This is a genomic window from Xanthomonas prunicola, from assembly GCF_002846205.1.
Classification (GTDB): domain Bacteria; phylum Pseudomonadota; class Gammaproteobacteria; order Xanthomonadales; family Xanthomonadaceae; genus Xanthomonas; species Xanthomonas prunicola.
Genome location: NZ_PHKV01000007.1, coordinates 110,640 through 130,641, shown reverse-complemented (window position 1 = coordinate 130,641; position 20,002 = coordinate 110,640). Strand labels below are relative to the sequence as shown.

At 64.5% G+C, this 20,002-nt stretch carries 17 protein-coding genes and 1 other RNA gene; 14 read left to right on the top strand and 4 right to left on the bottom strand.

The features are described 5' to 3' along the window. Positions 1–11: 11 nt before the first annotated feature. Together XpruCFBP8353_RS18230 and XpruCFBP8353_RS18225 are read left to right on the top strand one after the other, a co-directional pair. The gene (locus XpruCFBP8353_RS18230) at positions 12–485 is read left to right on the top strand and encodes a cytochrome c oxidase assembly factor Coa1 family protein (protein WP_207759674.1); all 474 of its coding nucleotides are present in this window, start codon (positions 12–14) and stop codon (positions 483–485) included. A gap of 68 nt (positions 486–553) precedes the next feature. Then, on the top strand, positions 554–2,356 hold the full coding sequence (locus tag XpruCFBP8353_RS18225) for a DUF885 domain-containing protein (protein ID WP_162301109.1): 1,803 nt from the start codon (positions 554–556) through the stop codon (positions 2,354–2,356). 924 nt (positions 2,357–3,280) lie between these two features. On the opposite strand, the gene XpruCFBP8353_RS18215 is transcribed toward XpruCFBP8353_RS18225, so the two are convergent. After that, positions 3,281–3,703: a hypothetical protein gene (locus XpruCFBP8353_RS18215; RefSeq protein ID WP_101364463.1), complete on the bottom strand. Its 423-nt coding sequence runs from the start codon at positions 3,701–3,703 to the stop codon at positions 3,281–3,283. A 275-nt stretch (positions 3,704–3,978) separates the two neighbouring features. On the opposite strand from XpruCFBP8353_RS18215, the gene XpruCFBP8353_RS18210 reads away from it, so the two are divergent. Together XpruCFBP8353_RS18210 and hemB are read left to right on the top strand one after the other, a co-directional pair. Further along, positions 3,979–4,221, top strand: a complete 243-nt coding sequence (locus tag XpruCFBP8353_RS18210; protein WP_207759681.1) for a hypothetical protein — start codon at positions 3,979–3,981, stop codon at positions 4,219–4,221. An 88-nt stretch (positions 4,222–4,309) separates the two neighbouring features. Continuing rightward, positions 4,310–5,302, top strand: a complete 993-nt coding sequence (gene hemB, locus XpruCFBP8353_RS18205) for a porphobilinogen synthase (RefSeq protein ID WP_101364462.1) — start codon at positions 4,310–4,312, stop codon at positions 5,300–5,302. A gap of 41 nt (positions 5,303–5,343) precedes the next feature. Here hemB and XpruCFBP8353_RS18200 read toward each other — a convergent pair whose 3' ends face one another. Further along, positions 5,344–6,336: an SDR family oxidoreductase gene (locus XpruCFBP8353_RS18200; RefSeq protein ID WP_101364461.1), complete on the bottom strand. Its 993-nt coding sequence runs from the start codon at positions 6,334–6,336 to the stop codon at positions 5,344–5,346. 92 nt (positions 6,337–6,428) lie between these two features. Here XpruCFBP8353_RS18200 and XpruCFBP8353_RS18195 point away from each other — a divergent pair, with 92 nt between their 5' ends. Then, entirely contained in the window at positions 6,429–7,343 is a 915-nt protein-coding gene (locus XpruCFBP8353_RS18195) for a LysR family transcriptional regulator (RefSeq protein ID WP_101364460.1), read from the top strand. 124 nt (positions 7,344–7,467) lie between these two features. On the opposite strand, the gene XpruCFBP8353_RS18190 is transcribed toward XpruCFBP8353_RS18195, so the two are convergent. Next, positions 7,468–8,220 (bottom strand): DNA/RNA non-specific endonuclease, encoded by a 753-nt coding sequence (locus XpruCFBP8353_RS18190; RefSeq protein ID WP_101364459.1) that lies wholly within the window; start codon positions 8,218–8,220, stop codon positions 7,468–7,470. A gap of 228 nt (positions 8,221–8,448) precedes the next feature. Between XpruCFBP8353_RS18190 and XpruCFBP8353_RS18185 the strand changes: the two genes are divergently transcribed. After that, a complete protein-coding gene (locus tag XpruCFBP8353_RS18185) occupies positions 8,449–10,983 on the top strand; it encodes a PepSY domain-containing protein (RefSeq protein WP_101364495.1) in 2,535 nt (844 codons plus the stop codon). 98 nt (positions 10,984–11,081) lie between these two features. Further along, positions 11,082–11,363 carry a hypothetical protein gene (locus tag XpruCFBP8353_RS23500; RefSeq protein WP_133125669.1) on the top strand — a complete coding sequence of 94 codons (282 nt, stop codon included), beginning with the start codon at positions 11,082–11,084 and terminating at the stop codon, positions 11,361–11,363. A 116-nt stretch (positions 11,364–11,479) separates the two neighbouring features. On the opposite strand, the gene XpruCFBP8353_RS18180 is transcribed toward XpruCFBP8353_RS23500, so the two are convergent. Next, positions 11,480–12,361 carry a TolB family protein gene (locus tag XpruCFBP8353_RS18180; RefSeq protein ID WP_101364458.1) on the bottom strand — a complete coding sequence of 294 codons (882 nt, stop codon included), beginning with the start codon at positions 12,359–12,361 and terminating at the stop codon, positions 11,480–11,482. 76 nt (positions 12,362–12,437) lie between these two features. Between XpruCFBP8353_RS18180 and XpruCFBP8353_RS18175 the strand changes: the two genes are divergently transcribed. From XpruCFBP8353_RS18175 to XpruCFBP8353_RS18145, 7 genes are all read left to right on the top strand, one after another. Further along, a non-coding RNA gene (locus XpruCFBP8353_RS18175) (sX9 sRNA) lies at positions 12,438–12,513 on the top strand. Positions 12,514–12,555: 42 nt separating this feature from the next. Continuing rightward, positions 12,556–13,407 (top strand): shikimate dehydrogenase, encoded by an 852-nt coding sequence (aroE, locus tag XpruCFBP8353_RS18170; protein WP_101364457.1) that lies wholly within the window; start codon positions 12,556–12,558, stop codon positions 13,405–13,407. Further along, positions 13,397–13,771 carry a hypothetical protein gene (locus XpruCFBP8353_RS18165; protein WP_101364456.1) on the top strand — a complete coding sequence of 125 codons (375 nt, stop codon included), beginning with the start codon at positions 13,397–13,399 and terminating at the stop codon, positions 13,769–13,771. Before aroE ends, XpruCFBP8353_RS18165 begins: the two co-directional genes overlap by 11 nt. Continuing rightward, entirely contained in the window at positions 13,768–14,004 is a 237-nt protein-coding gene (locus XpruCFBP8353_RS18160) for a hypothetical protein (RefSeq protein WP_101364455.1), read from the top strand. Before XpruCFBP8353_RS18165 ends, XpruCFBP8353_RS18160 begins: the two co-directional genes overlap by 4 nt. A 253-nt stretch (positions 14,005–14,257) precedes the next feature. Beyond that, on the top strand, positions 14,258–16,390 hold the full coding sequence (dinG, locus tag XpruCFBP8353_RS18155; RefSeq protein ID WP_101364454.1) for an ATP-dependent DNA helicase DinG: 2,133 nt from the start codon (positions 14,258–14,260) through the stop codon (positions 16,388–16,390). 148 nt (positions 16,391–16,538) lie between these two features. Beyond that, positions 16,539–17,819, top strand: coding sequence for an HlyD family efflux transporter periplasmic adaptor subunit (locus XpruCFBP8353_RS18150; RefSeq protein ID WP_279327770.1), 1,281 nt, complete (start codon positions 16,539–16,541; stop codon positions 17,817–17,819). After that, positions 17,816–20,002: a peptidase domain-containing ABC transporter gene (locus XpruCFBP8353_RS18145; protein WP_101364453.1), complete on the top strand. Its 2,187-nt coding sequence runs from the start codon at positions 17,816–17,818 to the stop codon at positions 20,000–20,002. The genes XpruCFBP8353_RS18150 and XpruCFBP8353_RS18145 overlap by 4 nt, the downstream gene beginning before the upstream one ends.

The following is a 20,002-nucleotide window of genomic DNA, read 5'->3' as shown; positions in this document are numbered from 1 at the left end:
CAAGGAGTGCCATGTCCCTGCCGCCACCGATTCCTCCAGCATCACCGCAGCCCCAGCGCGCGCATGATTTTTGGAGCCGGCATTGGAGGTGGGTCGTCCCCGGCATCGGCGTGGTGCTGTTCGTGCTGTTGGCCTTGGTGATCGGCGCGTTGATCTGCGTGATTTCCGCAGCGGTGAAATCCAGCGATGTGTATCGCGACGCATTGCAGATCGCCAGGACCGATGCGCGGGTCGTGCGACTGCTTGGCACACCGATCACCGAAGCCTTCCTGCCCAACGGCAGCGTCCGTTACTCCGGTCCCACCGGCGAGGCGCATTTCAGCGTTGGGCTGCAGGGCCCGCGCGGCGAGGGCAGCGTGCAGGTGGATGCCACACGCCGGCATGGCCGTTGGACCTACCAGACACTGACCTTCGCCGGCATCGATGGCGACCCGATCGATGTGTTGCCTGCCATCGCATCGCCACCGCAGCCCTGCCTGCCATGACCTAAGGCAGATTGCCGCGGCCGTTGCAGATGGGTAGGGTCGCGCTACTCACTTCGCGGATCTGCCTCATGAAGCCACTCGTTCTCGCCGTTGCGCTGGCGCTCGGTTCCTCGTTGCCGTTGCAGGCACAGACCGGCAAGACCGCGCCGACACAACCCGCCAGCCCGGCCTGGGTGCAGACCAGCAACGGGTATGCGCAGATCCTGCTCAACGCGCAGGCGCCGTTCCAGCCCGAATACGCCAGCTTCTTCGGTGTGCCCGGCTATGACGATCAGGTCGTCGACCTGGGCCTGGACAACGCCGCGCGCTACCGCGATGCCATGCGCAAGGCACGCGCCACGTTGCAGGCCAAGCTGACCACCGAGCGCGACGCCAACGTGCGCCAGGACCTGCAGATCATGATCGGCGCCGCCGAGCAGAACATCGAAGGCAGCGAACTCAACGAGCGCTATCTGTTGCCCTGGAGCGACGCGCCTGAGGTCGTCTTCAGTGGCCTCAACGGTCTGCTCTCCGACCAGACCGTGCCCGAGCGCCGCGCCAAGGCGCTGGACCGCCTCAAGCGTTACGTCGGCCTGGTGCCGGGCAGCACGCCCACCACCACGCTGGCGCGTCAGCGCTACGAGGAAAAGCTGGGCAACACCGCGTTACTGCAGCCCACCCAGCGCGAAGTGGAGCAGGCGCTGGCCAACGTGGACACCTACGTCGCAGGCATCGGCGAGCTGTTCGCCAAGTACAAGATCGCCGGCGCCGACGAAGCGCTCAAGGCGATGTCCACGCAACTGAAGGACTACGCCGCCTGGACCCGCAGCACTGTGCTGCCCAAGGCGCGCAAGGACACCCGCCTGCCCGAGCCGCTGTACGCCTTCCAGCTCAAGCAGGTCGGGATCGACATCGCGCCGCAGCAGCTGATCCAGCGCGCGCAGCTGGAATTCATGGAAACCCGCTCGGCCATGCGCCAGCTGGCACCGCTGGTGGCCAAGGCCAAGGGCGTGCAGGGCAGCGATTACGTGCAGGTGATCCGTGCGCTCAAGGGCAACAAGATCGCCGACGACCAGCTGGAAACCCACTACCGCGGCGTGATCGACCAGATCGACCCGATCATCCGCCAGCAGCGCATCGTCGATGTGCCCAACCGCCCGATGCAGATGCGCCTGGGCAGTGCCGCCGAAAGCGCTGCGCAACCGGCACCGCACTTCCTGCCCGCACCGCTGATCGGCAATACCGGCCAGCAGGGCCAGTTCGTGCTGCCGTTGGGCAACCCGTCCGCCGAGGGCGGCAAGAAGGAGCAGTACGACGACTTCAACTTCGGCTCGGCCGCCTGGACGCTCAGCGCGCATGAAGGTCGCCCCGGCCACGAGCTACAGTTCACCGCCATGGTCGAACGCGGCGTGTCGCTGGCGCGCAGCATGTTCGCGTTCAACTCGGTCAACGTCGAAGGCTGGGCGCTGTATGCCGAAGCCGAAATGGTGCCGTACGAACCGCTCGACGGCCAGCTGATCGCCCTGCAGTTCCGCCTGCTGCGCGCTGCCCGCGCCATGCTCGACCCCATGCTCAACCTAGGCCTGATCGACCGCGAACGCGCACGCCAGGTGCTGGAAGACGACGTCGGCCTGTCGCCGGCGATGACCCGCCAGGAACTGGACCGCTACACCGTCCGCGCCCCCGGTCAGGCCGGCAGCTACTTCTACGGCTACACCCGCATCCTCGAACTGCGCATGCGCACCGAACTGGCCCTCGGCAAGAAGTTCGACCGCCTGGCCTTCAACAACTTCCTGCTCGACCAGGGCCTGCTACCACCGGATCAGCTGGCCAAGGCGGTGGAAACCCAGTTCATCCCGGCGCAGCTAGGTAATCACAGCCAGTCAAATTGATTGACTCTGACAGCTGTGCGAGGCTGGATCTGCGGCGCGGTCCCGAATGACGCGCCGATGGATCGACTTCGATGTCTTCAGACTGCAGCTACATCGAACGGGTGCAATGCGTTTCAAACGGCAGAAGTGATTGGCGCCTGCCGAAACTAGCCGGTCCGGTTCTTTGAGGCTGGAGAGCGCAGGCAGCCATACATCGTCTGATGCGCATGTGCCGCTTCACGACGACTATCCAGTGCATCTGCACTCAATGGTCATGAGGAACGTTTTCAGGCGGCCTCTTGCCATTCCAACTACCTCGCTTCATCGCTTTGGGGCAGATCCTTTTGTACTGGTAATACGCATCGATTCCAGTCTGGGTCCATGGTCCGCAATACGGGCCTTTGCAGCAGACGGAGAGACTGGGTTGAACACAGTAGCCTAGCATCGGTGCTGTTGTCCCACTGATTGGATCTATCGCTATCCAATTCTTGTCGGCACCTTTGCATCCCTGTGTACAGAATACGAATGGGTCATTATCGCGGCACACAAGCTTTTCATAAACGCTTTGCGCCTGAATCTCGGCCTGGCCGGCAAAAAACAATACCAATATCCATATCAAGTTCTTCATCGCTAGTCCTTATGTCCAGGGAGGTCAATAGATGCAATTCATCAATGATTGGCGATTTGATCATTCACTAAGAGCACCCAATTCCTATTTGTGAGATGCGCAGGCGCTATCTGCAAACTCATCTGCTCGGGCAAGATAACGCATCCTATCTCGGGTTTCACCTTGTGGGCATGCGTCCAAGCCATGAACGTCCGGACGCATGCGGGTCGGCAATCAAAGGTCGATAACGCTTTCGAAGGCAGCCATATTAGCTAACTGACTGGCCGCAGGTACGTAGCGACTGCTGTCAGCAGGAGAGGAGCAATCAGCGAGCGGTCCTAGTCTTGCACCCCCGCCGGCACCCAGATCGCCATACCCGCCGCGCGCTTCTGGGTAGTCGGGATGCCGATCCCCAGGCCGCCGCCGACGCGGCCGCCGTAGCTGCCGCCGCCGACCGACAGGCCGCCGCCGGAGCGCTCCGAGCCGACGCCGACGATGACCACGCCGTTGGCGCCCAGCTTGGCGGCTTCGCGCTTGAGGCGCTGCACGGCTGCATCGGTCTGGCCCTGGGTGCCGAAGCCGGCGGCGCTGGTGGATTCGAGCTGGGCGATCTCCACCGAGCCGACCGGGGCATGCGAATAGACCTGCACCTGGGCGGGGTCGATCGGGGCGCGTGCCTGGCCGAGCATTACCTTGGAACTGCTGGCGCAGCCGGCCAGCAGCAGGGCCAATGCAGCGCCGACGACGAAATGCCTGTTCATGATGTGGCCCCCTGAAAGATGGTGATGACGGCGATGATCCGGCGCCCGGACTGAAGAGTGGCTAACACGACGCGACGAGCCGCCGTGCCACTGCGTGACGGCTACACAATCGTCCTGTCAGCACTCTGAATCGCAGCGGGCGCTGTCGCAGACTAGCCACGCCCATGTGAGGCTGCCGCCAAGCCGCCATTGGTCATGATGACCACCCGCCCACGCCGTGCGGACGGCGGCGCCGGTAAGCTCGTGCTTTGTTCAATGCGAGGTGGCACGTGGGATTGATCAGTCTGTTGTGGGGGATCGTGGCGCTGCTGTGGATGGTGCTGGCCTTCATTCCGCTGCTGGGCTGGGGCAACTGGTTCCTGATTCCGTTCGCGGCAGTGGGTGCGCTGATCGCGGCGATCGCGCTGTTGTTTACCTCGGCCGGCCATCGTGGCCGCGCCAAGACCGGCCTGCTGCTCAACGCCCTGGTGATCGTGGTCGGGGTGATCCGCCTGAGCCTGGGCGGCGGCGTGATCTAGCGGTTGCAGCGCTGCGACAGTGCGTCGCAGCGGCGTCCGCAGCAAGGTGGCGGGCGTAAACTTGTGGGCTGTCACAAGGAGCCTTGTCATGGCCCACCCGCACTATCGCCCCCGCCGCATGCGCCACGATGCGTTTTCGCGTCGGTTGATGCGCGAAAACACGTTGACCACCGATGACCTGATCTGGCCAGTATTCGTGCACGAGTTGCCCGGCCGTGCGCCGATTGCGTCGATGCCGGGCGTAGAACGCCTGTCGCTGGACGAGTTGCTGCGCGAGGCGGAAAACGCGCTGGAACTGGGCATCCCGGTGATCGATCTATTCCCGGTGATCGACCCGGCCGGCAAGAGCCTGGATGCGGCCGAAGCCTGGAACCCGGACGGCCTGGCGCAGCGGGCGGTACGTGCGTTGAAATCACGCTTTCCCGAACTGGGCGTCATGACCGACGTGGCGCTGGACCCGTACACCACCCACGGCCAGGACGGCATCATCGACGCCAAGGGCTATGTGCTCAACGAGATCACCGTCGCGGCCCTGGTCAAGCAATCGTTGTCGCATGCACAGGCGGGCGTGGACATCATTTCGCCCTCGGACATGATGGACGGCCGCATCGGCGCGATCCGCCGCGCGCTCGATGCCGACGATCATCTCAACGTGCGCATCATGGCGTACTCGGCCAAGTACGCATCGGCGTTCTACGGCCCGTTCCGCGATGCGGTGGGCAGCGCCGGCAATCTGGGCAAGGCCGACAAGACCACCTACCAGATGGACCCGGCCAACGGCGACGAAGCCTTGCGCGAGATCGCCCTGGATCTGGAAGAAGGCGCGGACATGGTGATGGTCAAGCCGGGCATGCCGTATCTGGATGTGGTGCGCCGGGTGAAGGACCAATTCCGCGTGCCGACCTTCGCGTATCAGGTCAGCGGCGAGTACGCGATGCTCAAGGCGGCGGCAGCCAATGGATGGCTGGATGAGCGCACGTGCGTGCTCGAGGCGTTGATGGCCTTCAAGCGTGCCGGTGCCGATGGCGTGCTGACCTATTTCGCCCCGCAAGTGGCGCGCTGGTTGCGCGAAACGCGCTGAGCGCGAGCGCCTGCGGCCATGGCGCCGCAGGCGCATCTGCATCAGTGCGCCGATGCCAGCAACGCTGTCGGCAGGCAGCCCAATGCGCTGAGCGTTGCCTCAACGGCCGCGTCCAGGGGCGTGTGCGGTTCCTCCCCCAGCACCTCGCGCAGGCGCGTGTTGCGCAGGCGCAGCGGGTGGCGCCACAGCGGCCGGATCTCGCGCAGTTCGCGTGCCAGCGGCACAAACGGACTGGCCAGCGGGATTGCCCACCATGGAAAGCGACGCAGTGTCGGCTGCGCGCCGCCATGGCGCACCACCACCCGGCCGATCGCGGCTGCCATCTGCGTGCCGTCGGCATCCCAGTGCCCGGCCATGTGCAGGCGGGCAAACGCAGGTAGCGTGTCGCGGCGCTGCAGCAGCCGCAGCATGCACTGCGCAACGTCAGGCAGGTAGGCCCATTGATGGCCAACGCCTGGCGCGCCAGGCAGGGTCACCTTGGTGACTGGGTGTCCCGGGGTGACCAGTCCCTGGGCGAACCAGCTACTGAGCGCGCGTGGGCCGAAGTAGTCGCCGGCGCGCACGATCAGCGCCCGCATGCCGTGCGCGGTGGCGGCCTGCAGGCGGCGCTCCATCTCGACCCGGATCGCGCCTTTGCGGCTGGTCGGTGTCTGCGGCGCCTCCTCGTCCGGTGACGGATAGGCGTCGGGGCCGTAGTTGTAGACGGTGCCGGGCAACACGATGTTGGCGCCTTCGGCGCGGGCCGCTGCGATGCTGTTGTCGAGCATCGGCAGCACCAGCTCGGACCAGCGCCGGTAGCCGGGTGGATTGACCGCGTGCACGATCACCGTGCAACCGCGTGCTGCCTGCAGGACATCCTGTCGCTGCATGGCGTCGCCGCGACGCCAGTCGATGCCGTCGCGGTGTTCCGCAGCGGCCGCCAACCCGCGTTGCAGCGCACGTACCTGCCAGCCTGCATCGCGCAGTTGCCGCGCCAGTTCGCCGCCGATACCGCCACTGGCGCCGAGAACGAGGGCGATTGCTGTCTGTGTCATGGGCCTGCTCCGCTGTCGAGATGCGGCCAGTGTGGAAAGACTGTTGCTGCGAATAAATTGCCGAAGATCTGCATGCAGCTATACATTTGTGTATGGCCGATACGATCAGTTGGGAGCTTTACCGGTCCTTCCTCGCGGTGCTGGAAGAGGGCTCGCTGTCTGCGGCTGCACGCGCGCTGGGTCTGACACAGCCCACTGTCGGGCGGCATGTCGCGGCGCTGGAGGAACTGCTGGCAGTGCCGCTGTTCGTGCGTTCGCACACCGGACTGCTGCCAACCGATGCCGCACAGGCGTTGCGCGGTCATGCGCGCGCCATGGCCGACATTGCCGCTGCGTTGCAGCGCGCAGCTGGCCGGCATGGCGACGCGGTGCAGGGCACGGTCAGGATCTCCGCCAGCGAAGTGGTGGGCGCGGAAATCCTGCCGCCGATCCTGGCTGCATTGCGTCACGCGCATCCGCAACTGCGCATGGAACTGGTGTTGAGCAATCGGGTGCAGGATCTGCTGCATCGCCAAGCCGACGTGGCGGTGCGCATGATCCGGCCGCAGCAGGACCTGCTGGTGGCGCGTCGCGTCGGTGAGATCGCCATCGGGCTATACGCCCATCCGGACTATGTAGACCGGCATGGCGTGCCGCAGCGCCCGGACGAGCTGGCGCAACACGCGCTAGTGGGCTTCGACACGGACACTCCGTTCCTGCGCGGCGCGCGCACCGGTTTCCCGTTTTGGGAGCCTGCGGCCTTTGCGCTACGTGCCGACAGCGATCTGGCGCAGCTGGCGTTGATCCGTGCCGGATGCGGCATCGGCTTCTGCCAGGCGGCGCTGGCACGGCGGATGCCACGCCTGCTGCCGGTGTTGCCGCAGCAGGTCGGCATTGCCCTGGACGTTTGGGTCACGATGCATCAAGACCTGCGCGCCAGTGCGGCCTGCAGTGCGGTGTTCGCGGCCCTGGCGGCTGGATTGGCCGCGCACTGCGCCGCGCCGGAGGCGGGCGCCGGCACCAACTGACAGCGGCTGGGCACATGCGCCTGCATGGCACCCAGCCGCTGCGATGACCGATCCCGATTGCCGTTCGCGTGCGCCGTCCGCAAGCGTGACGCACATGCAGCCGCATGCCACGCAAACGTGGACGTTACGGCAGCACCAACGCGATCGCCTGCGACTTCACGCTCGCGCTGAGCGACGGAAACGGGTCCACGTCGGTCATCATGACCAGGTCATTGATCGACACCACATCGCAGTTGATGCTGTTGTCGTTGACGCACAGATACGCGCCCGCGCCCACGCCCGGCTCGTAGATGGCCTTCCACACATACGCCGGTACGGCGACCTTGTCGGTGCCGATGGTCGCTGCGGTGCCACTGTCGAACGTCGGGCCGGTCACCACGTACAACTCGCCGTGCTGCTTGGCCAGCTGACGCACCTGTTCTTCGATGTGCGCCCATTGCCCGGTGTTGAGCTTATGGTTCTGCGGGACGACATTGGCCATGGAAAAGGTCTCTTTTTCCGAGCTTTCGGTCGATGCATCGCCGGCCGGCGTCATGTGCCCGCGGTCGTAGCCGGTGTTGGTGTAGTCGGAGCTTTTCGAGCGATCGGCGGCCGGGATACCGGTTTCGTCGTGGAAGGAACCGACCCGGCCGATCGCCTCGGCGCCGGCAACCTGCTGGTCGGTGAGGTGCTCGGCCGAGTACACCGGGTCCTTGGTCGCGCCCGAGGCCAGCAATACGTATTCGGTGTGGCACACCTCGGTCGTGCGGGTGGTGGCGCTGCTCACGGCAGGCGGAGTGCCGTTGGCGTAAAGCGTGGGACAACTGGTGGCGGCGACCGCCACGGAGGTCGTGCACACCACTGCCAGGGCCACACAACCGCGCAAGAAGAAGGACATTGCAGAGCTCGCTTGCCGAAAGGAGTGAGGAAGGTGGCAACGTGCGATGTCCAAACGATGACCGCGACATGTGCGGCAGATGACGGCGCGCTGCAGGGCGCAGGGAGCAAGGCGGGCCGTTTGCGAGGGCTGCACGCCAAGCTGCGGCAGAACGCCATCAGCGTGCCGGTCGGATGCGAGACTCATTCTCATCTACAATGGTCGGCCGTCCTGTTTCGTGTCCAGGTCTTGATCAAGACGCTTCTGTTCCAGCTGCATTGGCTGCTCGGCATCACTGCCGGGCTGGTGCTGTCAGTGATGGGGCTGACCGGCGCGTCGATGTCCTTCGAGAACGAGATCGTGCGCATGGCCAATCCGGCCATCGCGCAGCTGGCGCAGCGGCATGCTGCGGGCGAGCGCCCCTTGCCGGTGGACGTGCTGCTGCAACGGCTCGATCTGACGGCGACCGATGCGGCACAGAAACACACGGTCACGCGCCTGTTGATCGACCCCACTGGCGCGCGTCCATCTGCCGCCCGCCTATCCGGCAAGGGCGGTGGCCGGGTGTATTTCGATCCCTACACGGGGGAGCGGCTCGCGCCGCCGCGGCTGAGCGCTGCGTTTGCCTTCATCGAAGACCTGCACCGCAATCTGACGGCCGGCACGCGCGGTCAGGCGGTTACCGGTGCGTGCGCCTTGATCCTGCTGTTCTTCTGCGCATCGGGGCTGTATCTGCGCTGGCCGCGGCGGTGGTGGAGCCCGCGGACCTGGTGGGTGGTGGAATGGCGACGGCAGGGGCGCAGTTTTTTGTGGAGCCTGCATGCGGTGTTCGGCACTTGGTGCCTGCTGGTGTATCTGCTGGTCGCCCTGACCGGGCTGACCTGGTCCTACACCTGGTATCGCGATGGCATGGTGGCCTTGCTCGGCGCCGCGCCTGCGATACGCGGCGACAAAGGCGACAACCGCCCGGCCACCGTCGATTTCGCACGCGTGCAGCGCACGCTCGATGGCATTGCGGCCACCCGCAGCGCCGCCTTGGATCTGCGCATTCCCACGCGCGCCGGGCAGCCTCTGAATGTGCGGTTCTTGCCTGACAACCCCGCTCACGATCGCGCCTACAACAGTCTTGATATCGCGCCGGACAGCGGGGCACTGCAGCAGCGCCAGGACTACGCGCTGCTGCCGCGCGGGCAACAAGTAGCGGTGAGCATGTTCCCGCTGCATTCGGGCAGTTTTTTCGGGCTGCCCGGGCGCATCGTGGTGATGCTGGCCAGCCTTGGCATGTCGGTGTTCTTCGTCACCGGTTGGATGCTGTATCTGGATCGGCGCCGCAAAAAACGCGAACTACGCGCCGCGCGTGTGGTGTTGCAGGGCGCCGCGCCGGCGTCGCAAGCAGCGCCATGGTTGATTGCGTTCGCCAGCCAGAGCGGGTTTGCCGAACGCCTGGCGTGGCAGGCCGCCGGGCACTTGCAGACGGCCGGCTTGCCGGTGCAGGTGCGCTCGCTGGCGCAGCTGGATGCGCAGGAGCTGCAACGCACCCGGCATGCGCTCTTGGTGATCAGTACGTTTGGCGATGGCGAGCCACCGGATGCGGCACGCGGTTTCGAGCGCGGACTGCTGCGGCAACGCCTGGAATTGCCGCAACTGACCTATGCGGTGCTGGCGCTGGGCGACCGCCAATATGCGCAGTTCTGCGGGTTCTCGCGGCGTGTCGACCAATGGCTGGATGCGCAGGGCGCGCGCGCGCTGTTTCCTGCAGTGGAAATGGACAACAGCGATCCGCAGGCGCTGGCGCAATGGCATGCGCAGCTGGGCCAGATCGCCGGTGCACCGGTGATCGCCGCGCCCCTGGCACGGCCCACGGTGACCGAATGGACGCTGTCCTCGCGCACGCATCTGAATCCGGGCAGCGAAGGAGCGCCGATCTGGCGCATCGATCTGCAGCCACCGGCCCAAGCACGGTGGCAAGCCGGCGACATCCTCGAAGTGCAGCCCGCGCATGCCCAAGAGCAGGTGCGCGTCTGTCTGGCTGCATGGGGTCTGTCGCCGGACGCGCTGGTGCACGTGGACGCGCAGTTACTGCCGCTGCAGCAGGCCGCCGCCGAGCGCGTGCTGCCGGAGCCGCCTGCAACGCCGCTCGCCCATGCTCCGGATCCGCAAACCTGGCTGGATGCCTGCGCCTGGCTGCCCACGCGCGATTATTCGCTCGCCAGCGTGCCGGCCGATGGAACCGCGAGGGTCGTGGTGCGGCTGACCGCGCGTGCCGATGGCAGCCCCGGTCTGGGTTCGGGTTGGCTGATCTGCCATGCGCCGGTCGGCACGCCGGTGCGCGCACGGTTGCGCACCAATCCCGGATTTCATCGGGTCGACACAATGCCGATGGTCTTGATCGGCAATGGCACCGGCATTGCCGGCCTGCGCGCGCTGTTACGCGAAGCCGAGCTGGCCGGCGTGCATGGGCACTGGTTGTTGTTCGGTGAGCGGCATGCTGCACACGACCGCCTGTTCGCCGACGAGTTGCAAGCCTGGCAGGCGAGTGGGCACCTGCAGCAACTGGAGTGGGTGTTCTCGCGCGATCAACCGCACAAGCGCTACGTGCAGCATCACCTACGCGGAGCCGGCGACACGCTGCGGCACTGGATCGACCGTGGCGCGGTCATTTATGTCTGCGGCAGTCTGGACAGCATGGCGCGCGAAGTCGACGCAACGGTGCGAGAACTTCTCGGTGACACGCGGTTGGAATCATTGACCGCGGCGGGCCGTTATCGGCGCGATGTGTACTGATTGCGGTGAGGGGCGCGGCATTCCGGCCTGACATCGGTTCGCAGAACCTGGTGCGTGCGCGTGAGGCGGGCGCGGGGATTGCACAACCGCAGACAGCCATGCACGACGGATACGTGCCGATGCTGAGCATTGCCTGCTCGCTGCTCGCACGGCGCCTGCAAAACAGTTTGTTATCGCATCTTGTTTTATTCAATCAAAAGCCCTGCAAAACAGTTTGTTATCGCATCTTGTTTTATTCAATCAAAAGCCTGGTCGGTCGAGCGCGCGGTGTCCTCACCGCTCGCGGGACACGCCGTGAATCCGTCCATGCGCTCGTTGGCGGCATCCATGCCGCCAACGGCTCCGCAATCGGCGAGGGCACCCCGCCAGATGTGTCTTGAAGAATGAGGACTTCGCGTCGCACGGTTCGCTAGCCGCCGCATTGGAAGCGATCAGCAGCTCTGCGGCGACTGCCCAGATCACCCCGTCTCGATCTGATCCAACGCACCCATCCACCTCAACGGCAACTCGTATCGCCCTCGGCTGCCGGTGCCTTCATCCGGTAGATGTCCAGCTGCCCTGCGCGCGGTGCTCGGGCACTGCCGGTCACCAGCAATTCGCCGGGCTTTGCCGCATCCACGACCGCGCCGAAGGTGCGCTCCTGCGGCCCGTTGAACGACAGCGGCAGCGGCTGGCCCGGTGCAAAATGCCCGTCTTTGCAGACGGACAACAGCAACTGGCTGGGGCCGTCGGTCTTTCCGCGGGCCCACACCAGCGCGCGTCCGTCGCCGAGCCAGGCGGCGTCCAGTTCGTCGGCTGCGCTGTTGATGTCGACCAAGGCCACCGGCGCACTAAACGCCTTCCCATCCCAGTGCGCCACGAACAGGTCCATGCCGCCGCCGCCGCCGTGTCCGTCGCTGGCGAACAGCAGGCGCGTCCCGTCCAGCGACAGCGTCGGCGCGCGTTCGTTGCCGGCGCTGTTGATCGCCGCGCCCAGCGATTGCACCGGGCCCACGGCGCCTTTCGCATCCAGCGGTGCCCGGTACAGGTCGCTGCCGCCCGCGCCGCCGGGTCGGGTGGAGGCGAACAGCAGCCAGCGGCCGTCGGCACTGAACAGTGGCGTGGTCTCGTCCTGCCCGGTATTGATCGGCAGCGGTTGCGCGTCCTGCCAGCGCCCGCCGCGCAGCTGCGCCTGCCACAGATCCCAGCCGCCGGCGCCACCGGCGCGGTCGCTGGCCCAGACGATGCGCTGCCCGTCCGGGCTGAGCGTGGCGCGTGACTCATTCGCTGGCGTGGAGACCACGCCCATGCCCTCGATGCCGAATTCAGCAAGCCCCGAAGCAGACGGGACGCAGAGTAAACTTGCCGCCAGCGTGAGCAGCGTCCATCGATAGTGCATGTGGTGTTCCTGCAAGAGCGGTTAACAAAATGACTGCGCAACCGCCAGGCGGGCGCGGCCAGTGCTCGGAATCGGCATGTACCACTCGTACACTCCGGTTCCTGCGCGCGGTCGATGCCCACCTGACGACCGCTCGCTACATGTTGTTAGCCACTCTAAAGTCGCGCACAGTCTAGTCAACCAGAGAGCGTTTCATGCCCGTATCCCGTTATGCCGTGTTCGGTCACCCCGTCGCCCATTCGCTGTCGCCGGCCATCCACGCCGACTTCGGGAAGCAGACCGGCATTGCGCTGGACTACACCGCCATCGATGCGCCGCCGGAGGACTTCAGTGCCGCGCTGCAACGCTTCGCCCACGAAGGCGGCAAGGGCGCGAACGTCACCCTGCCACTGAAGGAAGCGGCGTGTGCGCTGGCCAGCAGCCTCAGCGATCGCGCGCGGCTGGCCGGAGCGGCGAACACACTGGTGCGTCACGACGGCCAGTGGCAGGGTGACAACACCGACGGTATCGGCCTGGTGCGTGATCTCACCGATCGCCATGGCCTGGATCTGCGCGGTCGCCGCGTCCTGCTGCTGGGCGCCGGCGGCGCTGCACGCGGCGTCGCGCCGGCGCTGCTGGAAGCCGGCATTACCGAAATGGTGGTGGTGAACCGCTCGCCCGAGCGCGCCGATGCGTTGTGCGATGCGCTCGGCGAACCCGGTCGGGTGGTGTCGCGTTATATCGAAGACCTGCGCGACCTTGGCGACTTCGAGCTGATCGTCAACGCCACCGCCGCCGGGCGCGACCGCGACGCCGGTGCGTTCGCGCTGCCGCTGGGGCTGGTCAACAGCCTCACTGCCGCGGTCGATCTGAACTATGGCGCCACCGCCATTGCGTTTCTGGCGTGGGCGCGTTCGGCGCAATGCCGGTACGCCATCGACGGCCTGGGCATGCTGGTAGAGCAGGCCGCCGAAAGCTTCGCGCTATGGCACGGCGTGCGCCCGGACACCGATCCGGTCTACGCCGCGCTGCGCGCGCGCGAGGCCGTGCTGGTCAGTGCCGACTGACGTGGGCAGCGCCGATGCCACCGCTATCCTGCTGACCCTGGTCACCAGCCTGCTGTCGCGCGTGCCGATGCTGATTGCGCTGCTGCTTGGGCTGGTCCTGCTGTGGCGCGCGCCGCATAGCCCGCTGCGGCGTGCCGGGCTGGCCGCGCTCTGGTTGCTGCTGGGCTGCCTGTTCGCCGAGGTCGCGTTCCAGGCGATTCCGATGCTGTTGCTGCAGCAAGGCAATGTGCGTCAGATCAGCATGGTGGTCAGCATCGCCCACTTCGTGCTGATGGCCGTCCAGGCCGTCGGCATCGGCGTGCTGGTGTGGACGCTGGCGGCCAGCTTGCAACGCTTGGCACCCACCGCTGGTACGCGCCCATGATTCCGCTCAAAGCCATCGCGCTGGTCATCGTTGGGCTGGTCTGTGCCGGGCAGGGCGTATGGACGCTGCTGCATCCGCAGGCGCTGGCCGCGGTCAATCGCGGCGGCCTGCTGTACGAACGCTTCGGGCCGAACGGTGTGGGCGCCGGCATGTTGTTGATGGGTATCGCGATGGCGGCCATTGGCATGGTGTGGGCGCGCTATGCGTGGCCTTCGCGCGCGCTGCGCAGCTGACGAAGCGAAGACACGCTGCCTGCTCATTGCAGGCAGCGAGGTCCTCGGTCGGCATCCATCGCGCGACCTTCCGGATTCAAGCAGGCAGCCGGTGCTTGCAGGCGGTGATTGAACAGCCGAACCCTGCGGCAGGCCGTGCAACGTGCGTTCTCGGCATCAGGTTGGCCGCACGATCGCCCCGCACAAGCAAACGCGTTCAGCCGCGCACCACGCCGGTCGCAGGCGCTGCGCCGGTCCATGCGAAAATAGCGCGATGAGTGACCTTGCCCCACCGGCTGCGCCGTCCGCGCCCGTTCCCACCCAGCGTGTGCTGACCGACCCGATCAAGGCCGGCATCCGCGACGCCTACGCCAAGCTGCAGGCCAATACGCCTGGCTTCGCCACGCGCCGCGCGCAGAGCCAGATGATCGGCCTGGTCTCGCGTGCGCTGGCCACCTCCGGCGGCATCGGCATTGCCGAGGCGCCCACCGGCGTGGGCAAGAGTCTGGGCTATCTCACTGCCGGCGTGCCGATCGCACTGGCCACCAAGAAGAAGCTGGTGATCAGCACCGGTACCGTGGCGCTGCAGTCGCAACTGGTGGAGCGCGACATCCCGGCCTTCCTCAAGGCCACCGGGCTGGAAGCGACCGTGGCCCTGGCCAAGGGCCGCACCCGCTATCTGTGCACGCGCAATGCCGCCGAACTGGAAGGCGACACCAGCCAGAACGCCATGTTCGAAGACGAGCAGGCGCTGTACGACCGCCCCCTCAGCCCCGTCGATGCGGATCTGGCCAAGCGGCTGGCCAAGGCCTACGCCGCGCGCACCTGGAACGGCGACCTGGACGATGCGCCAGAGCAGGTTTCGGTGCCGCTGCGCATGCGCATTACCACGCCGGCCTCCGGCTGTGCGGGACGCCGCTGCAGTTATGCCGCGCAATGCCCGGTGCTCAAGGCACGCACCGACGTGCGCGAAGCGCAGATCGTGGTGACCAACCATGCCTTGCTGCTGTCCTCGCTGTCGCTGGGTGATGCCGAAAACGGCCAGCCGCTGATCGCCCCGCCGTCGGACATGCTGCTGGTGCTCGACGAGGGCCATCACATCGCCGGCGTGGCGATCGACCAGGGGGCGGCCAATCTGCCGCTGGACGAGATGGCCAAGCGCACTGGCCGCATGCAGATTCTCATCGCCGCTGCGTACCGCGCGGTGGACAAGGACAAGATCGGCAACCTGCTGCCCAACGAAGCCATCGAAGTGGCGGCGCGGGTGTCCAAACTGCTCAAGGCCTTCCATGCCGAGGTCGAGCGCGTCTGGAAGCCCGAGCCCGGCGAACGCGATCCGTTGTGGCGTGCGGCCAACGGCAAGTTGCCGCCGCAGTGGGGCCCGGCCATCGAAGAACTCGGCGAACAAACCCGCGCGCTGTTCAACTGGGTGCATGCCGCCCATGGCGCGGTAGCCAAGGGCAAGCAGGACGATGCCGCACGCGAGCGTCTGCAACGCAACCTGGGCCTGGCCCTGGAAATGGCCGAGCAGCAGCACAATCTGTGGAGCGGCTGGCGGCGCGAAGACAAGGAAGGCCAGCCGCCGATGGCGCGCTGGATCACTCTCTCGCGCGACGGCGACCTGATCTGCCACTGCTCGCCGGTCTCGGCCGCGCAAGTGCTGCGCACGATGATCTGGAACGAGGTGGATTCGGTGGTGATGACCTCGGCCACGCTCACTGGCGGCGGCGATTTCCAATCCTTCGCCATCGATAACGGGCTGCCCGATCACGCCGAAATGGCATCGCTGGCCTCGCCGTTCGACCTGCCCAATCAGGCCGAATTGATCGTGCCCAATTTCCCGGTCACGCCCGACGACCGCGAAGGCCATCCGAAAGAAGTGGCTAAATATCTGGTGCGCGAACTGGATTGGACCGCCAAGGGCAGCATCGTGCTGTTCACCTCGCGCTGGAAGATGGAAAAGGTCGCCGACCTGATGCCGCTGGCGCAACGCAACCGCGTGCTGGTGCAGGGCGAGGGCAACAAGTCGCAACTGATCACCGAACACCTGCGCCGCATCGCCGTTGGCGAAGGCTCTGTGTTGTTCGGGCTCAATTCCTTCGGCGAAGGCCTGGATCTACCCGGCGAGGCCTGCACCACGGTGGTCATTACCCAGGTGCCGTTCGCCGTGCCGACCGATCCGCAGACCTCCACCTTGAGCGAATGGCTGGAAAGCCGCGGTCATAACGCCTTCAACCTGATCGCCATTCCGCATGCGCTGCGCACGCTCACGCAGTTCGCCGGCCGCTTGATCCGCAGCTCCAACGACCATGGCCGCGTGATCATTCTCGACTCGCGCCTGCTGACACGTCGCTACGGCAAACGCATCATCGACGCGTTGCCACCGTTCAAGCGGGTGATCGGCTAGTCCAGGGCAGCCATTTCTTTTTGCTTTAGAGAGATTCCTGGGCGCGGCATATGGTTATGCGATGCAGTGCGCTTGACAGCGCTCATTTCTCTGGATTAACTGGGCCTGAAGGGAGTAGGCGCGTCTCTTAGCGAAGCAGGGAGTGCATATGCCGGGCAGTTTCTTCAGGGAAGAAGTGTTGCGCGCACGCCGAGAAGCCTGGCTCGCGCCGGTGCGCCTTGAGGCGCCAAGGTTCGGTTGGCCTTGCTTTGCCACCGCACTGTTTCTCGTGGTCACGGTGTTCTCATTGCTGTGCTTTGGAAGTTTCACCCGGCACGAAGCCGTTAATGGCGCATTGGTACCGGACCGTGGCCTGTTGACATTGACGCCGCTCAGCGCGGGCATGGTGTCCAAAGCGTTCGTGGTCGAGGGAGCCGCGGTACGGGCTGGTGATCCCGTGCTGGAAATTTCGGGAGAGCAAGACAGTACTTCGCTCGGGGACACCCAGGCATCGGTCATCTCGCAACTTGAGATAAAGCGTAGTCGTCTGAACGCAGATATGCAGGCGCAGGATCAGCTGTACGCCGCCCAGCAGCGCGATCTGCGCCGAAGGATCGCCTTGCTGCAGGCGCAGGTGGACAATACCGCCGAACAAATCCGGTTGCAGCGCCAGCGTGCAGACAGTGCGCTTCGACTCTACGAGCAATGGGTGAGCGCCGCAGAAAAGGGAATATTGACCAAGGTTCAATTACTGCAGCAGCAGGACATTGCAATCCAGAACCAAAGTCAACTCAAGGAGCTGCAAAAGCATGCGCTGGACCTGCGCGTGGAGCATTCCCAACTGCAATCTCAGCTGGAACAAAATCCTGCGACGTTGGAGGCAAAGCGCAACGAAATTGCCAGGCAGATCGCCGACGTCGCTCAATCCCTTTCGGAGAGCGAGGCGCGCCGTTCCATCGTCTTGCGCGCTCCCGCCGACGGAATCATTGGAAACCTGTTTGTCCACGCCGGACAACCTGTCAGCGCGCAACAGCCGCTGGTCACCCTATTGCCCAAGAATATTACCTTGCGCGCCGAGCTCTGGGTGCCTTCCAAGGCCGTTGGATTCGTGACGCGTGGCGATCGCGTCCTTCTTCGCTACCAGGCGTTTCCGTATCAGAAGTTCGGCCGCCACGCAGGCCGTGTGGTTGAGGTCTCGCGTAGCGCGGTCACTTCGAAAGAGTTGTCGTCGCTGCTGGGGCAACAGATTGAGGAGGCCCGCTATCGTGTCATCGTCGAACTGGAAGCACAGCATATTGTCGCCAACGGAAGAAACGAACTGCTGCGTCCGGGCATGGTGTTGGATGCCGACATACTTCTGGAGAAGCGCAAGCTGATCGAATGGATGTTTGAACCCGTTTACGAAATGACGGGGCGTTTGTTGGATGATCCGGCCGGGAAACACGCATGATCGACACCGCATCGGTCCATCGGCTATTGTCGAACCGCGCGCAGATCGTCCCGGTGATGCAGACGGAAGCGGCCGAATGTGGTCTTGCCTGTCTGGTCATGGTCGCTGGATATCACGGTGACAGAATCGATCTCGCTCAGGTCCGGCGGCGATTCAATATCTCGCAGAGAGGCGTTCGCCTTGAGAGGTTGGTGCAAATTGGTCGTGCCATGGGTCTGGATGTTAGGGCAATGCGAGCCGAGCCGGACTATCTGCAAGATCTGAAACAACCATGCATCCTGCATTGGGACATGTCGCACTTCGTTGTTCTTGAACGCATCGCGCGAGGCGTTGCGCTGCTACACGACCCTGCACGAGGGACATTGCGGCTACCGATGTCCGAGGTCGGCAAACATTTCACGGGCGTCTTGCTGGAACTGCAGCCCGGCACAGACTTTCGACCTTCCGTCGAGGCGCCGAAGGTGTCCTTGCGATCCCTGACAGGGCGAATTTTTGGCCTGAGGCGGGGATTGCTGCAGATATTCGGCTTGGCGTTGGCGATCGAAGTGCTTGCGCTGCTTTTGCCTTTCCAGATGCAGTGGGTTATCGACCACGTGCTGGTTTCAGCCGATATGCAACTGCTTAAGATCCTGACCATTGCTTTCTTGCTTACCATCGTTTTCCAGACCATGCTGACAGTCGCGCGGAGCTGGATCGTCAGTTGGCTCGGCGCATCATTGAATACCCAATGGATCACCAACCTGTTTGGTCATCTGATGCGGCTTCCACTCGAGTACTTCGAGAAGCGGCACATGGGCGATGTGTTGTCGCGCTTTTCTTCCTTGAAATCCATCCAGACGACATTGACCGGCAGCTTTGTGGAAGCGATGCTCAATGGGCTAACGGGGTGCCTGGCTGTGGTCATCCTGATGGCCTACAGCCTGCCACTCACAGGCCTGGTCCTGGCAGCTTTCACCCTATATCTCGGCTTGCGTCTGGCCTTCTATCGACTGCAATTCGTGATAAGTCGTGATCAGTTGGCATATGCGGCACGTCAGCAAAGCGAGCTGATGGAGTCGGTACGGGGTATACAGGCGATCAAGCTTGCCAACAAGCAGGGGCTTCGCCAGGGCAGATTGTTCAGTGCCACAGCACAGAGTGTGCGTCTGGAAATGCAGACGCAACGTTTTGGCCTTGCATTCAATGCGCTCAATCAGGGGCTGTTCGGGGCGCAGAGAGTGTTTCTCATCGCCATCGGCGGTTACTTGGCATTGAATGGAACCTTGTCGGCAGGCATGCTTGTTGCCTTCCTGGCGTACGCGGATCTTTTCACCAGCAGGGCTGCGGGCTTGGTCGATAAGTTCATCGAACTCAAGATGCTGCGTCTGCATGCCGAGCGGATCGCGGATATCGCCGCGACTGCCCCGGAGCTGGATGAAATTTCCAGTTATAGCGGCCCGGAGCCCGTTCCTGAAATTCTCGTCAAGGGGCTGAGTTTCCGTTATTCAGACGACGATCCATGGGTCATACGCAATCTCAATCTGCGCATCGAAGCGGGTGAGTCGGTTGCCATTGTGGGCCCCAGCGGCTGTGGCAAGTCCACATTCGCCAAGTTGCTGCTGGGTCTGATCGAGCCGACTGAGGGCACCATCGAGGTCGGCGGCGTCGATATCCGCAAATTTGGGCTGGAGAACTACAGGGCGATGGTGTCGGCAGTCATGCAGGATGATCAGCTATTTGCCGGATCGTTGGCCGACAACATCGCATTCTTCGATCCGGATTCGAGTATCGAGCGGATCGCCAGTGCCGCGCAGCTGGCTACGATCCATGACGATATTGCCAGGATGCCAATGGGCTACGAATCCCTTGTCGGTGATATGGGTTCGATCCTGTCCGGTGGTCAACGTCAGCGCGTCATCCTTGCGCGCGCTTTGTACCGGCAGCCGAAGATCCTCGTGCTGGACGAGGCGACCAGTCATCTGGATTCCACCAGAGATCAAGTGGTCAACGCGCATATCAAGGCAATGAAAATGACCCGGATCATCATCGCGCACCGGCAGGAAACGATTGCCTCTGCCGACCGCAGGATATCGCTTGTCGCCGATTCGCGAGATAAGCAGGCTGCCCTTCATGGCGCCGAGAAACTTGATGCCAGTGATGGTGTCGAGAAGCACGTCGGCAATCTCGCCGGCGAACTACCCTGA